Origin of the sequence: Brachyspira pulli (assembly GCF_036997785.1) — a bacterium.
GTDB classification, from domain to species: domain Bacteria; phylum Spirochaetota; class Brachyspiria; order Brachyspirales; family Brachyspiraceae; genus Brachyspira; species Brachyspira pulli.
The window spans coordinates 1-14,889 of record NZ_JAWLQI010000078.1 but is presented as its reverse complement, the minus strand read 5'-3'; the positions used below and the strand labels follow the sequence as shown (position 1 = coordinate 14,889).

Genomic DNA, 14,889 nt, shown 5'->3' with positions numbered 1-14,889 from the left:
AAAAATTTTATTTCTTCGTCTGTTAAATTAAAATCCATATTATTATTATACAATATATTAAAAAAATTGACAAACTTAAAAATTTTCAGTATAATAATATTATGAGCCATAAAGATATTAATGTTTTGAATGATTATTTTGTTAGATACTTATTCTCATCTTCAGATAGTAATTTAATACTGCTTGATTTTATTAATTCTACTATGCTTGATTCTGGTATAAAAACTTTTAGAAGTGTTGAGATTTTGACTCCATTTAATTATAAAGAAAATAATGAGGATAAGGAAACAATAGTTGATGTAAAGTGCATTACTCATAGCGGTACTGTTGTTATTATAGAAATACAATTGCAAGGTAATTCAAGATTTCCAGAAAGAATATTGTATTATTGGGCTTCTAATTATAGTAAACTTCTAAAGCATGGAGAAAAATATGATGCTCTAACTCCTGTAATTAGCATAAATTTACTTAACTTTAATTTAGATGATAATGATAATATTCATTCCTGCTATATGATTTATGAAATGAACAATAAAAAATTATTAACTGACCATTTGCAAATTCATATAATTGAACTTAAAAAATTTAAATATAATATATTAAAATCAGATTTAAACTGTTGGCTTAAATTCTTTACTATGAAAAATAATAAGGAGATTATAATGTCAGAATTAGTTAAAGAAAAACCTATAATGGAAGAAGTGCAAAAAAAATATAATAATTTTATTAAAAACAGCTTAATGATGAATGAATATGATAAAAGAGAAGCATATCTTTATGGAAATCAAATAATGCTTGAAGAGGAAAGAAGATTAGGAATCGAAGAAGGTTTTAAAAAAGGTATAGAACAAGGTATAGAGAAGGGCATAGAACAAGGTATAGAGAAAGGTATAGAACAAGGTATAAAAGAAAATCAAATATTGACTGTAAAAAATATGAAAAATAGAAATATAGATATAGCATTGATAAGCGATATTACAGGACTTAGTATAGAAGAAATAGAAAAATTATGATGTAAAAATTTTCAAACTATATAGCAATATATTTTATAATTTGTTACTTTCCATTTAGTAAAAACTATTCTAAATTATAAAGGGAATATAAAGTTGATTAATATAAATAAAGCAAAAGAAATTATTAACAAAATAGAAACAGAAGAAAAAATTTCAAAAGAAGATGCTTTAACTCTTTTATCTTCTTTTGAATATGATAATAATATCAATATAAAAAATTTAAATGATGAAGAAAAAGAAGAAGTAAAAAACTTAAAAGAATATTTAAGAATTAAGGCAAGAGAAAAGGCTGATAAAATATTCGGAAAATATGTTTTTATGAGAGGACTTATAGAGTTTACTAATTATTGTAAGAATGACTGTATATACTGCGGAATAAGAAAAAGTAATAAAAATGCAGAAAGGTACAGATTAGATAAAGAGGATATTTTATCATGCTGCGAACTTGGTTATGAAATAGGATTTAGAACCTTTGTACTTCAAGGCGGTGAAGATCCTTATTATAATTTAGAAATTATGTCTGATATAGTTGAATCAATTAAAACAAAATATTCTGATTGTGCTTTAACATTATCAATAGGTGAGAAAGATGAAGAATATTATAGAGTATTAAAAGAAAAAGGTGCTGACAGATTTTTACTCAGGCATGAAACTTCTGATAATATTCACTATTCAAAACTTCACCCTAGTAATATGAGTTTAGAAAATAGAAAAGAATGTTTAAGGAATTTAAAAAAGTTAGGCTATCAAACCGGTACAGGAATAATGGTTGGAAGTCCTTATCAAACTTTGGAAAATATTGTTGATGATTTTGTTTTTATGCAGGAGATAAAACCAGAGATGATAGGAATAGGGCCTTTCCTTCCTCATAAGGACACACCTTTTGCGAATGAAAAAAAAGGAGAATTGGAACTTACTTTAATATTGATAAGTATTCTCCGTTTAATTTTTCCTTTATCATTAATACCTGCAACTACTGCTCTTGGTACTATTAAAGAAGGCGGACGGGAAATGGGCATACTTTATGGAGCTAATGTTGTTATGCCTAATTTATCGCCTATGAATGTAAGAAAAAAATATTTGCTTTATAATGATAAAATTGCTACAGGAAGCGAATCTGCTGAAGGAGTTGAAAGTCTTAGAAAAAATATTAATGATATAGGATATATACTTACAGGTGAACGCGGAGATTATGAGTTAAATAGATATAAAAGCTAAATTTTATTATTTACATATAAGTTAATATATATTAAAATATATAAATATTATTTATAGAGTAAAGATTATTTATGAAAGATTTATTTAACAATAAATATACAAAAGCTAATAAAAATATAGTTCAATCTATAGATGAATTTTTTAAAAGAATATCAAATTTAATAGCGATAGCAGGTTCTATATTTGCAATATTTGTTCTTCTTATGCAGGTAAGACAAGTAAATATAGATAATTTTTATATATCTCATTATAGTGAAATAATAAATGTTATTACAATATGTTTTATATTGATATTAGTAGATCAAATAAGAATAGCTCCAAGAAAATTATATATTGTAGTTTCTGCCATACAAATTATAGGCGTATTGTTGCTGAATTTTTTTAGTAAAAAATATTATGATGCATATGCTAATAGGATTATATGGACTATAGCCGGTTCAGTTCTTTTCTTTTTGGTAATAGTATTAAATTGGCTTAGGCTTTCATATTCAAGATTAACATTATATCAAATGATTATAGCATCTTTTATTTTTGTTATAACATTGGGAAGTTTATTATTATATTTGCCTTTAAGTACGGTAAGCGGAAAATTACATTTTGTAGATGCATTATTTACTGCTACAAGTGCTGTATGTGTTACTGGGCTTAGTGTTATAGATATATCAAAAGAATTTACATTATTCGGACAGGTTGTTTTAATAATGCTTATACAAATAGGCGGACTTGGTATAATGTCCATATCTGCAATAGTGCTTCTATTTGCTACAAGTAAGGGTAGTGTTCAAGATAGAGTTAGAACTTTGGAGATGTTTAATACTCAAAATAAAGATATTATACAATCAACTGTTAAAGTCATTTTCTTATCTACATTTTTAATAGAATTATTAGGTGCGGTTATTTTATTTACAGCTATAGATAAAAATGTTAGTTTTCCATCAAGAGTTTTTTCTTCTTTGTTCCATTCTGTGAGTGCTTTTTGTAATGCGGGATTTTCTTTATATACAGATAGTTTGCATAGATATTCCGGAAATATAACAGTAAATGTTACAATTATGTTTCTTATAACATTAGGAGGTATAGGTTATCCTGTTATGTTAACTGTATCGAGAGCTTTTATTAATAAAATTAAAGGTCAAAGATATGCATTCGACGTTCAAGCTAGAATAGTTATATTTACAAGTGTATTGCTTATAGTTGCAGGAGCTGCTTTTATATTCTTCAATGAATATTCCAATGCTTTAAAAGATTTGCCTTTAAAAGAAAAGATATTAGTTTCATTATTTCAAAGTGTAAGCCCTAGAACGGCGGGATTTGAAACTTTTAGTTATAATGCTCTTAGTAATGTTACTATAGGTGTTGTTATATTCTTGATGTTTGTAGGGGCATCTCCAAACAGTACAGGAGGCGGAGTTAAAACTACTACATTATTCGTATTTGTGTTCTCGGTAATAACTGCTATTTTTAACAGACCTTATATTGTTGTTAATGGCAGAAAAATTAAAGATGATACAGTTAATAAATCAGTTGCTATAGTTACTCTTGCAATAGCTATTTCTGTATTAGCAGCATTTCTTATGTTCTATATAGAAAAATCTCATAGTATGATGCCTATATTATTTGAGTCTATATCTGCAATAAGTACAGTTGGTCTTACTTTGGGAATAACTCCTGTACTTACAATATGGAGTAAATTAATACTTATACTTCTTATGTTTATAGGACGTGTAGGATATCTTACTTTATTTATGAGTATAGGTTCTATCAATAAAGGTAAATATGGAATGATAGATTTGCCTACAAGTGATGTTACTATTGGTTGATTTATGTCTGAAATTATTTTAGTATGCGGTGCCGGAGGAAAAACCTCATATATAAAAAATATGGCAGAATCATACAAAGATAAAAAGGTATTAATTACAACAACCACCAAAATATTTAAACCTAAAAAATATACAGATGATATTGATTCTCATTCATTCGATAATGATAATATAATAATACTTGGAAAAGAATTTGATGATAAAAAACTAATGTATGCCGGAGATGATATATTAGAGAAAGCTATGCATTATGCTGATATCATTTTTATTGAAGCTGATGGGGCAAAGTATCATGCTATAAAAATACCAAATGAAAATGAACCAGTTATACCAGAATTTTTATGCGGAAAAATAGATAAGATAGTTGTTATAATGGGGCTTCATAGTTTGGGAAGGAAATTTAAAGAGGTTTGTTTTAGGTACAATTTATGTAATGAGATATATCCAGACCAAATAGTAAATTTGGATATTATTAATTATATAGCTAAAAAATATTATATTGATAAACTTAAATATAAATGCAGCAACATTCAATTATATTTAAATGATTTTACAAAGAATAATAATATCGATTACAAGAAAATCGCATTTATTATATTAGCATCTGGAAGCAGTAAGCGTTTTAATGGAAATAAACTAATTCATAAATTTAATCAATTAGAAAATAAAACTTTATTTGAAAATACAATAAATAAAATAACAAATGTGAAACAATTATTTAAAGAAGATGAAAAATTAAAACATATAGAAACTTCTGTTATATCTGTAAGTATATATGATGATATAATAAATAAATCATTTGAAAATAAAGATTATAATGCAGTATACAATTCAAAGCATAATGAAGGTATAAGTGCATCTATAAAATTGGGTACCAATGAAGCTTTAAAAAATGATTCTGATCTATTTGCTTTTTTTGTATGCGATATGCCTTTTTTGAAAAGCGAAGATATTTTTAATATGATTAAATTATTTTTATACAGTAATAAAAATATAGGAGCAATGTTTACTAATGACAGACCTTCAAATCCAGCGATTTTTTCATCTAAGTATATTAATGATATTTTAAATTTAGAAAATGATAATGGGGCATTAAAGATTATAAAGAAAAATATTGATGATGCTTTTTTTTATACTATAGATGAAAATAAATTAATAGATATAGATACCAAAAAAGATTTAGAATAGTTTATACTAAAGATTTTTAACTTTGTCATTTTTTTATTCAACTTTTTCCCGCCGCACACGCTCTGCGTACTTCGTTAAAGAACCTTATATCCTCGATAAACTCGGATACGCTTCGCGAAAGTGCAAGTATAAAATTACTACTAAATCATACTAAAATTGTTTTTACATGTAATATAGGTTATTAATTTAATCTAAAATATAGTCCTTTTGCTTCTTTGGGTCACCAAAAGAAGTGGGGTATGGGGCAAAGCCCCATATATTAAAAAGAAACTATAGTCTTATTTTTGACAAAGTATATTTGTTTAGGTATATACTATTTGTGTTTAATATATAAATATATAAATATATAAAATAAATTAAATTGACAAATGTTATTTATTTTAGTATTATACTATAGTAGTATTTTTAATTTGGAGAGATGAATATTGAAAATAAAAGATATTGGCTTTGATGAATATTTTGAGAAATTAGCTTTATCAGCTTTAAAAGTTAATAGTTTAGAAGAAATTAATAATGAAGAACTTGTTCCGGCAAGAGTTATAAGGATAAATAAAAGATATTATACTTTGTTTTCTGATGAAGGAGAATTTTTAGCTAGGATAAAAGGAAAGATTAGATATAATTCTGAAATACAGAGCGAGCTTCCCGTTGTAGGCGATTGGGTATTGATGAAAAAATCTGATAATAATGCTTTTATTGATACCATACTCACTAGAAAAAATATTTTATACAGAAAAGCTAATATTAAAAAAAACGATATTCAGGCTATAGTAAGTAATATTGATTATGCTTTTATTATAGTAGGAATCGATAATGAAATGCCAATGTCAGCTATAGCAAGATATTTGTCTGTAGTTCACACTTCCGGAATTAAGCCAATAATTGCAATAAGTAAAATCGATTTATATGAAGATGCAGAATACAAAGAATTATTAGCATCTATAAAAGAAACTTATCCTAATGAAACAGCATTTGCCTACAGTTCAAAAACAGGAAAGAATGCAGATACATTTTTAAAATATATTAAAAAAGATACTTCATCAGTATTTATCGGAGCTTCAGGAGCAGGAAAATCTACTATTATAAATTACCTTTTGAAAGATGAAAAAATGAAAACTCAAGAGGTAAGAGAGTACGATTTCAAAGGAATGCATACAACTACGCATAGAGAACTTTTAGTTTTAGACAGCGGAGGTGTAGTGATAGATACTCCCGGATTAAGAAATTTAGGTTTATGGGAAGATGATAAAGGCATAAAGAAAACATTTGAGGATTTGGAAGAGTTTGCAAAGAAATGTAAGTTTAAAGACTGTACTCATCAGCATGAACCGGATTGTTATATATTGGAACTTCTTGAAAATGATGAAATACCTTATGAAAGATACGATGCTTATATAACATTACTCAATGAGAATAGAGAATTACAAAAATCTTCTATAGAGATAAAAAAAGACAGAAAGATGGCATTAAAGAAAATTACTAAACATAGAAATAATTATAAGAAAATGAACGTTAAAAATAAGAAATAGTTTAAAGTGATAAACGGCATCTAATAAGTGATTACTAAATTTATGAATAATACAAATAAAAAAATCGAGTGTCTGGTAGCTTTAGCTGCTAGAGATTTAAAACGAGATTTTTTTATTATATAAATAAAGTTATCAGCTAATAATCAGCGAGTTTATCACTAGCAATAATAAAAATATGGCATTAAAGAAAATCACGAAACATAGAAATAATTATAAGAAAATGAACGTTAAAAATAAGAAATAGTTTAAAGTGATAAACGGCATCTAATAAGTAATTACTAAATTTATGAATAATACAAATAAAAAAATCGAGTGTCTGGTAGCTTTAGCTGCCAGAGATTTAAAACGAGATTTTTTATTATATATAAGGTTATCAGCTAATAATCTTATATATAATAAAAAATAATTTAAAGCTATAATAAAACATCTTACTAAAATTATTGTTTTGAATTTTTTTATTTATATTTGTTTTAAATATTTATTCTATAGGTATAATTTAAATAATATAATTTTTTAATATTTTTATAAATACAATTAACATAATATATATTTTCTTTATAAAAGATGACAATTGTATATTTTTTGATTATACTATTTTTTATAAGGAGAAATATATTTATGAGAAATATTTTAATTTTAATTTTTATGTTTTCGGTTATATTGTTTGGAAAACAAAGTTCAAATGCCTTAATGGATTCTTTAGAGAAAAAAGATGTAAAAAAAGCTATAGAACTGATTAATTCTGGTGCAGATATTAATTCAAAAGATAGAATGGGGGAAACGCCATTAATAGAAGCATCAGAAGAAGGATTGACAGAAGTAGTTAGGGTGTTAGTTGATAAAAAAGTCAATCTTAATGCAGTTAATGTAAGAAAAAGAACAGCATTAAGTAGGGCAGCTTCAAAAGGTTATACAGAAATAGTAAAAATATTGGTTGATGCGGGTGCTGATATTAACATAAAAGACAAATATGGTAAAACAGCATTAACTTATGCATCCGAGAAAAAATATACTAAGATAGTAGAAATACTTAAAAAAGCCGGAGCAAAATAATATTTAATTATTATATTAGTTTTAATAATCAGCTTAATTTTTTATAAATATCATATATTTTTATCAAAAAATAAGAATTTTTTTCAAGATTACTATATGTAACATTGATAATAAAATTTAATTATAATATAATCTTTTTCAAAATTTAATTTTGGGGAAATAAAATTATGAAAAAAATGTTATCATTAGTTCTAGTTGTTATTGGAACAGTATTCGCAGTATCATGTGGCGGAAATTCAGGTGCAGCAACAGATAAAAATGATGCAGCTATGACATCAGCAGTTGTTACAGTTGATGATTTAGTAGGTAAAGAATTCGCTATCACTAACATGTATGAAGGTAAAGAAGTTACTATAGCTTTCCCTGCTACTAACATGATAGGCGGAAAATCAGCTGTTAATAGCTATTTCACAGAATTTACTTTAAATGGCGATAAAATTGCATTTAAAGCTTTAGGTTCTACTAAAATGGCTGGACCAGAAGAAGATATGGCTGTTGAGAATGAATATTTACAATTATTAGGTGCAGCTGATACTATCTCTTTAAATGGTGATGTATTAACTATAACAACTACTACAGGTACTAACTTAGTATATACTTTCAAAGGAAATGTAGAAGTTGCTACTGAAAATACTAATTAATCATTAAATAATTATTAGTTTTATTTTAGGCAGGATAGTTTATTGTAAATTATCTTGCTTTTTTATTTAACAATTATTATTAAATTTTTAAGTAACTATTGACTTTTATAGTTAGTAGTATAATATAAAAGTATCTTATTGTTTATAGAAAATTGATTGGAGTATTATGCAAATGAAAAAGTACATTTTTACATTATTATTAACTTTATTTATTATTATGTCTTGTTCAGAAAGTATGCCTTTGAAAGAATATAAAGATGCATCTGTTTTGAGAGATAAAACTATCAGATATGATTTGCAAAACTATTCCAAAGAACAATTTGACATAGCTGAAGCGAATTATTCTGAAGCAGTTATATTAATAGATGAAAATAAAGAACCAGCAAAAGTAAAGGAACTTCTTACTACAGCATCAAATGCTTATCAAACAGTATTAAATGACGGCTTACCTCAATATGCACAAGTCTTAAAAGAAGAAACTTCTACAGAGAGAGTATATTCAAAAGAAATTAAAGCATATAGAGTAGATAAATACAATTACGAATTCGCAGAACTTAATTATATAAATGCATTGTCTGCTTTAAGTACAAATAATTATGAAGAAGCAGTTAATTGTTTCTTAAATGTAAAGAAATACCATCATAAAGCATATTTTACAACTAAAAAAAGATATGATGAAAGTGCAAGAGGTATAAAAGAAGCAGAAGCAAAAATTAAACAAGTTGATGAATTAGAGAAAACACCTTCTAAAAAATAAATAATAATATAGTTGTTTATTTAATTTAATATTTTATAAAATAATTGGAGTTTATAAAATGAAAAAAGGATTATTTTTATTTATTACTTTATTTGTATCAAGTTTATTATACGGACAAGATACTAATAGTTTTGTTTTACCTCCTGAATTGCCTAAGGATTTACCTATAAGCATTTCAGAAAGTGATGATTATAAACTAGCACAAAGATATAGAGAAATGGCAATAGAAGCACATGATGTTGGTGATTATAATCAAAGTATAGAATATTCAAAATTAAGTAAAGAATATTCAGATAAAATTATAGCTAGATATGGTGTATATGAATATGTACTAAACAGCCAAAGAAATGCTGAAAAGTATTTAAGTTTATTTAAAGGTGTTGGCGGCGACACTAATGAATTAACTATGAATTTGTATAATGAATCAGTTAATGATATGAATTCAGCAAATAATATGTTTGATGCCGCTACTAACTCTACAGATTATACAAATACTATGCTAGAATATAATAAATCAGCAGACAAATCAGAATTAGGATACAATGTACTTTCTATAGATTCGAGAAGAGAGTATTTGATATCAGAATCAGTATTAACTAATGGTGATAATAATGATACTGCTATAACTAATTTAAGAGATGAATCAAAAGATTTATTAAGAAATGGAGATTATACTAATTCACTTACAAAATCAAAAGAAGCTATGAGCAAACTTGATGCATTAGAAGCACCTTTAGCTTATGAAAAAGCGCAAAAAGCTATGGATAAAGCTAAACAAGATGGCTATAATGAAAGCAAACCTAATATGTATGGAGAGGCTTCAAAATCATTATCTTCAGCAGGTGAAACATTAGTAGCAAAAAATTATTCAGATTCTTTAATGCATTCTAAAAATGTTCTTAGCTTAGTAAATTTAATGGAATCTTCAAGCGGAGATAAAGAAGAAGAACCAGTAATAATACCAGAAGGTTCTTTCCCTAAATATTATAAAGTTCAATCAAGAAAAACTAATACAGACTCTTTATGGCGTATAGCTTCTTATGACTTCATATACGGTAATGGTAACTTATGGAAAAAAATATATGAAGCTAACAAAGATCAAATAAAAGACCCTTCTATAATAAGAGCAGGTCAAATATTAACTATACCTAGTCTTAAAGGTGAGCTTAGAGAAGGAACTTATGATCCTAATCAAACTTATAACAGTATAAAATCTTATACAACAAATCAGCAGATGCAGACTAATCAGCTTCAAACTAATCAAATGGACACTAACCAAATGCAGACTACTAATACTAATGCACAGCAAGAAGCAGTACCTGCTACACCTATAGAAGATACAGCAAAAGATGCTACAGAAGAAGAAATGGCTGCAGATGAAGCAACTGACTCAGAAGAAATGGCTAATGATGAAACTGCTGCAGATGAAGCAACAGTTGATGGAGATAAAAAAGTAATACCAGATGATGCAACTACTGTTAAAGAAGGAAATATAGTTATAGAAGATGAAGAAGCTGTAGAAGAACAAACTGAAGAAACAGAAAATTCAGTTATAGATGAACAAATGGATGAGGATAATACTGATCAAGCAGAAACTAATGAAAATGCTGCTAATCAAAAGTAAAATCAACATTTACAAATCTATCTATAATTGGTTTATAGTAGAAAATAAATTAAGAGGTACACATTTTGGTAAAAAAGTTAAAAATTATTATTTTTTCATTAATTTGTATTACAGCATTTGCAACTGTATTAATAGCACAGAAGCCTAAAGCTTCAAAAGAACATTTGTTTATTGAAACAGATTTTGGTACTATAGAAATAGCATTTTTCCCAGATAAAGCACCAAAACATGTTGAGGCTATTAAGAAGTTAGCTAATCAAGGTTTTTATAATGGAACACTTTTCCATAGAGTTATACCAGGCTTTATGATTCAAGGCGGTGATCCTTTAAGTAAAGACCCTACAAAAAGACATTTACATGGAACAGGCGGCCCTAATTTTGTTATACCAGCAGAGTTTAATGATGTTTCTCATAGAAGAGGAATATGTTCAATGGCTAGAAGCCAGAGCATAAACAGTGCAGGTTCACAATTCTTCATTTGTGTATCTGACAGTACATTTTTAGACGGTCAATATACAGTTTGGGGAGAGGTTGTTAGCGGAATGGATGTTGTTGATAAAATAGTTTCTTTAAGAAGAGATGCTAATGATAACCCTATAGAGCCAGCTAGAATGAATAAAGTTTATGTAAAATAATAATTAATATTTATTAAAGGAAAATTATAATGGAACATTTATTTATTGAAACAGATTATGGTACTATTGAAATAGAATTCTATCCAGATAAAGCACCAAAACATGTTGAAGCTATAAAAAAACTTGCTAATGAAGGTTTTTACGATGGAATTAGATTTCATAGAGTAATACCTAGATTTATGATACAAGGCGGAGACCCTGTTAGTAAAGATGCAACAAAAAGACATTTACATGGAACAGGCGGCCCAGGATTTAATATTGCAGCAGAATTTAATGATGTTCATCATGCTAGAGGAATATGTTCAATGGCTAGAAGTCAGCACCCAGACAGTGCAGGTTCACAATTCTTTATTTGTGTAGCTGATGCACCTCATTTAGATGGTCAGTATACAGTTTGGGGAAAAGTTGTTAATGGTATGGATGTTGCTGATAAAATAGTTTCTTTAAAAAGAGACCATAACGACAACCCTATGGAAAATTCAACAATGAATAAAGTATATGTAAAAGAAGTATAATTGATTTTTTTTACAGATTATAATAATAAAGACGGAGCTTAAAAAATTAGGCTTCGTCTTTTTTTGTATATAGTTTTTTGAATTACCATTATATTATTTTTAAATTAATAATGTTCTAATTTACTTATTGATATAATACTTCAATTTACATAATAAAATATCAATAATAATAGTTTGTATATGATATAGTTTTTTACTAATTTGTAAAATCATAATAGAAATTCTTAAAATTAGTATATACCTAAACAACTATATTTTGTCATAAATAATTTTTTTAAATTTTCAATATCTGCAGGGCTTTGCCCCGCACCCCACTTCTTTTGTTGCCACAAAGAAGCAAAAAGGCTATATTTTATATTAAATTTACTAAGATTATCTTACATGTAAGACAATCTTAGTATGATTTTTTACTAATTTTATACTTGCACTTTTTGGTTCTTTTTGCGGCGGGAAAAAGAACAACATAAAAATTGACAAACTTAAAAATTTTCAGTATATACTGAAAATTTTTAAGTTTGTCAACTGATACACTTTATGTATATATAAAAATTATGCATTTGATTTTCTATGTACAAAGTAAATTATAAATGCAAATGCCAAATAAAGTGCTGAACTTATTACTGCAGTTATAAAATTATCCCAAGTTGAACCTACTGCCAAAACAGTATTAAGTATTGGAACTACTAGAAGTCCAGTAACTGACATTAAAGAGAAACCTAAAGAAAATTCTGTTAATGCTGGGCTTTTATATTCTGGGTCGCATATTTTTAAAAGAGTCATTCCTGTAATTAATACGCCTGTTAAAGTACCCCAAGAAATTATAGCTCTTTCAAAAGCATAATCGCCTTTAAATAGCATATTATTAAATATAAATACTATCAAATAAGTTGCTATGAATCCTACTACGCACATTACTATTATAGGTGCTATATAATGTATTATAGCTTTTATTGGAAGGCTTGTTATTGCTGATACTATAGCAAAATCGCTTAATGTACCTATTATTTTTGCTTTTACCTTTGCATCTACCATCCAAGCTAATTTGAATTTTTTTATTAATATATTTAAAGCAAACATTATAATCATTGAATAAGTCCAAACTGGAAGAACATCTAATCCCGGTATTCCAAGTTTTTTAATAGCATTCAAAACTATAAAAGCTAATCCGCATACAGAAAATATTATTGCTAAATGGAAAGTTATTGTTTCTATAGAACTGCTTAAAAAAGTTTCTCTTCCTAAACTAGCTTGTTTTGTTATGTCATTATTGTATCCAACTTCCATATTCTTATCTATTTTATTAATGCTGTTATTATCATCTTTATCATTAACAATTTTTTTTATAACGTTAGTTTTGTTTGTTCTTACAGCTATATTGATGAATATAATTCCAAATATCATACCACCTACAAGTCCTATTGTAGCAGTAGTTAAAGCAACACCTTGAGCTATTTCCCATTGAGCTATACCAAAACCCTCTAAAAGTTTTCCAGTAGCAGCAGCAAGACCATGACCTCCGGCAAAACCTGCAGAAAGTTCATATCCGAAAGTTCTGTACATATTTAAACTAGGATCTATTTTAGTGAATAGCATATTTGTTGCATATCCTATAGCAGATTGTGCCATACTTGCACATTGAAATATACCAAATCCTATTAAAACTTTTGTAGGGTATAAGGATTTTATATTTTTGTTTTCATTTAAAAACATACCCAAAGGAATAGCAGCGAATATTGGTATAGATAAAACTCCTGGAAGCAGGGAATAAGTTTTTATCCATTCTTCTGATATTGAAAAACTTGATAATCTTCCTAATATTTCAGGAGATATTAAAAGCCCTATGAATCCTCCTATTACAGAAGCAGGTAAATATAGTTTTTGAAATAGTTTTACTTTTGCCCTTAAAAAAACTCCTATTAGAAGAAGAACTGAAAGTAAAGATAAAGATTGTAGTAATTCAGTTAGTAATTTTGATGTCATTTATAGCCTCCTGTTTTTAATTTTTTATCAATTTTATTGCTTTTGTCAGCAGGTATGTATTCTCTTTCTTCTATTTTTATTATATCCCCATAGAATTTAGGAGGCTTATTAAATATTATGTCAATAAACATTAGAATTCTTGCTCCCAATTCTCTTGGAAATTGTCTTACTCTATAAAGTTTTCTAACATTATTGGCATTATAAGCTATGGCATTGATTTTCTTTTGTCTTGCTATTAGTATAGCTCTTTCATTGTGGAAAGGCTGAGAAACTATAGTAAAATTAGTAAGTTCAAATACTTTATTAGCTCTTATTATAGAATCTCTTGTTCTAAATCCGGCAAAATCAAGAAATATATGCTTTTTATCTACTCCTAATTTTATTAAATCTAAACGCATTTGCCTAGGTTCATTATATGATCTATACCTGTTGTCCCCACTAACAAGTATAAATTTTACTTTTCCGCTTTTATATAATTCATAAGCAGCATCCATTCTGAATTTAAAATACATGTTTATTTGACCGTTATAAAGATATTTGCTTGTACCCAATACTAAAGCTACATCATTATAAGGTATATCTTCTATAGAAGAATAAATATATTTTCTTGAATATAGTGAAACGGATAAATATACGGTACAAATGCATATTATAGAAATAATAATAATTTCAGGTATGAATTTAAAAGCGCATAAAAATATAAAAATTATATAATTAAGAAATTTATATAAAGGTTTTTTATCTTTTATGATTTCATCTAATTTTTTTTTATTATTTTTAATTTCTAATATTTTCTTATTGTATCTATTTTTTAAAATCTTCATAAATCCTACAAATGTATGATTATGATAGTATACTAAATAAATTTATATTGTCAATTATGATTACTGTTAAAAGTTAAGAAAAAATTGGTTTT

At 26.7% G+C, this 14,889-nt stretch carries 13 protein-coding genes; 11 read left to right on the top strand and 2 right to left on the bottom strand.

Features of this window, described 5'->3' with window-relative positions; all coding sequences use genetic code 11:
• Window positions 1-101: 101 nt before the first annotated feature.
• The 11 genes from R4K56_RS13265 (at window position 102) to R4K56_RS13215 (ending at window position 11,993) form a co-directional block, all read left to right on the top strand.
• Window positions 102-1,013 carry an Rpn family recombination-promoting nuclease/putative transposase gene (locus R4K56_RS13265; RefSeq protein ID WP_335773129.1) on the top strand — a complete coding sequence of 304 codons (912 nt, stop codon included), beginning with the start codon at window positions 102-104 and terminating at the stop codon, window positions 1,011-1,013.
• Between the two features lie 93 nt (window positions 1,014-1,106).
• A complete protein-coding gene (gene hydE / locus R4K56_RS13260; protein WP_335773128.1) occupies window positions 1,107-2,231 on the top strand; it encodes a [FeFe] hydrogenase H-cluster radical SAM maturase HydE in 1,125 nt (374 codons plus the stop codon).
• Window positions 2,232-2,302: 71 nt separating this feature from the next.
• Window positions 2,303-4,051 carry a TrkH family potassium uptake protein gene (locus tag R4K56_RS13255; RefSeq protein WP_335773127.1) on the top strand — a complete coding sequence of 583 codons (1,749 nt, stop codon included), beginning with the start codon at window positions 2,303-2,305 and terminating at the stop codon, window positions 4,049-4,051.
• A 3-nt stretch (window positions 4,052-4,054) separates the two neighbouring features.
• Complete coding sequence (yqeC, locus tag R4K56_RS13250; protein ID WP_335773126.1) at window positions 4,055-5,239, top strand: selenium cofactor biosynthesis protein YqeC; 1,185 nt, start codon at window positions 4,055-4,057, stop codon at window positions 5,237-5,239.
• Between the two features lie 425 nt (window positions 5,240-5,664).
• On the top strand, window positions 5,665-6,768 hold the full coding sequence (gene rsgA, locus R4K56_RS13245; protein ID WP_297300096.1) for a ribosome small subunit-dependent GTPase A: 1,104 nt from the start codon (window positions 5,665-5,667) through the stop codon (window positions 6,766-6,768).
• A 618-nt stretch (window positions 6,769-7,386) separates the two neighbouring features.
• Window positions 7,387-7,821, top strand: coding sequence for an ankyrin repeat domain-containing protein (locus R4K56_RS13240; RefSeq protein WP_335759380.1), 435 nt, complete (start codon window positions 7,387-7,389; stop codon window positions 7,819-7,821).
• A gap of 167 nt (window positions 7,822-7,988) precedes the next feature.
• Complete coding sequence (locus R4K56_RS13235) at window positions 7,989-8,462, top strand: META domain-containing protein (protein ID WP_335773067.1); 474 nt, start codon at window positions 7,989-7,991, stop codon at window positions 8,460-8,462.
• Between the two features lie 166 nt (window positions 8,463-8,628).
• On the top strand, window positions 8,629-9,219 hold the full coding sequence (locus R4K56_RS13230; RefSeq protein ID WP_335773068.1) for a hypothetical protein: 591 nt from the start codon (window positions 8,629-8,631) through the stop codon (window positions 9,217-9,219).
• A 58-nt stretch (window positions 9,220-9,277) separates the two neighbouring features.
• Window positions 9,278-10,843, top strand: a complete 1,566-nt coding sequence (locus R4K56_RS13225; protein ID WP_335773069.1) for a LysM peptidoglycan-binding domain-containing protein — start codon at window positions 9,278-9,280, stop codon at window positions 10,841-10,843.
• A gap of 65 nt (window positions 10,844-10,908) precedes the next feature.
• Window positions 10,909-11,478 carry a peptidylprolyl isomerase gene (locus tag R4K56_RS13220; RefSeq protein ID WP_335773070.1) on the top strand — a complete coding sequence of 190 codons (570 nt, stop codon included), beginning with the start codon at window positions 10,909-10,911 and terminating at the stop codon, window positions 11,476-11,478.
• 29 nt (window positions 11,479-11,507) lie between these two features.
• The gene (locus tag R4K56_RS13215; protein ID WP_335773071.1) at window positions 11,508-11,993 is read left to right on the top strand and encodes a peptidylprolyl isomerase; all 486 of its coding nucleotides are present in this window, start codon (window positions 11,508-11,510) and stop codon (window positions 11,991-11,993) included.
• A 549-nt stretch (window positions 11,994-12,542) separates the two neighbouring features.
• On the opposite strand, the gene R4K56_RS13210 is transcribed toward R4K56_RS13215, so the two are convergent.
• Entirely contained in the window at window positions 12,543-13,973 is a 1,431-nt protein-coding gene (locus tag R4K56_RS13210) for a sodium/glutamate symporter (protein ID WP_335757893.1), read from the bottom strand.
• Window positions 13,970-14,797, bottom strand: coding sequence for a SanA/YdcF family protein (locus tag R4K56_RS13205; protein ID WP_335773072.1), 828 nt, complete (start codon window positions 14,795-14,797; stop codon window positions 13,970-13,972). Before R4K56_RS13205 ends, R4K56_RS13210 begins: the two co-directional genes overlap by 4 nt.
• Window positions 14,798-14,889: the final 92 nt, after the last annotated feature.

Bases quoted from the DNA above. Each gene is read 5' to 3' on its own strand.
- R4K56_RS13235 (WP_335773067.1), top strand. From the start codon at position 7,989: ATGAAAAAAATGTTATCATTAGTTCTAGTTGTTATTGGAACAGTATTC.
- R4K56_RS13255 (WP_335773127.1), top strand. From the start codon at position 2,303: ATGAAAGATTTATTTAACAATAAATATACAAAAGCTAATAAAAATATA.
- R4K56_RS13265 (WP_335773129.1), top strand. From the start codon at position 102: ATGAGCCATAAAGATATTAATGTTTTGAATGATTATTTTGTTAGATAC.
- R4K56_RS13240 (WP_335759380.1), top strand. From the start codon at position 7,387: ATGAGAAATATTTTAATTTTAATTTTTATGTTTTCGGTTATATTGTTT.
- R4K56_RS13230 (WP_335773068.1), top strand. From the start codon at position 8,629: ATGCAAATGAAAAAGTACATTTTTACATTATTATTAACTTTATTTATT.
- R4K56_RS13225 (WP_335773069.1), top strand. From the start codon at position 9,278: ATGAAAAAAGGATTATTTTTATTTATTACTTTATTTGTATCAAGTTTA.
- R4K56_RS13210 (WP_335757893.1), bottom strand. From the start codon at position 13,973: ATGACATCAAAATTACTAACTGAATTACTACAATCTTTATCTTTACTT.
- R4K56_RS13215 (WP_335773071.1), top strand. From the start codon at position 11,508: ATGGAACATTTATTTATTGAAACAGATTATGGTACTATTGAAATAGAA.
- yqeC (WP_335773126.1), top strand. From the start codon at position 4,055: ATGTCTGAAATTATTTTAGTATGCGGTGCCGGAGGAAAAACCTCATAT.
- R4K56_RS13205 (WP_335773072.1), bottom strand. From the start codon at position 14,797: ATGAAGATTTTAAAAAATAGATACAATAAGAAAATATTAGAAATTAAA.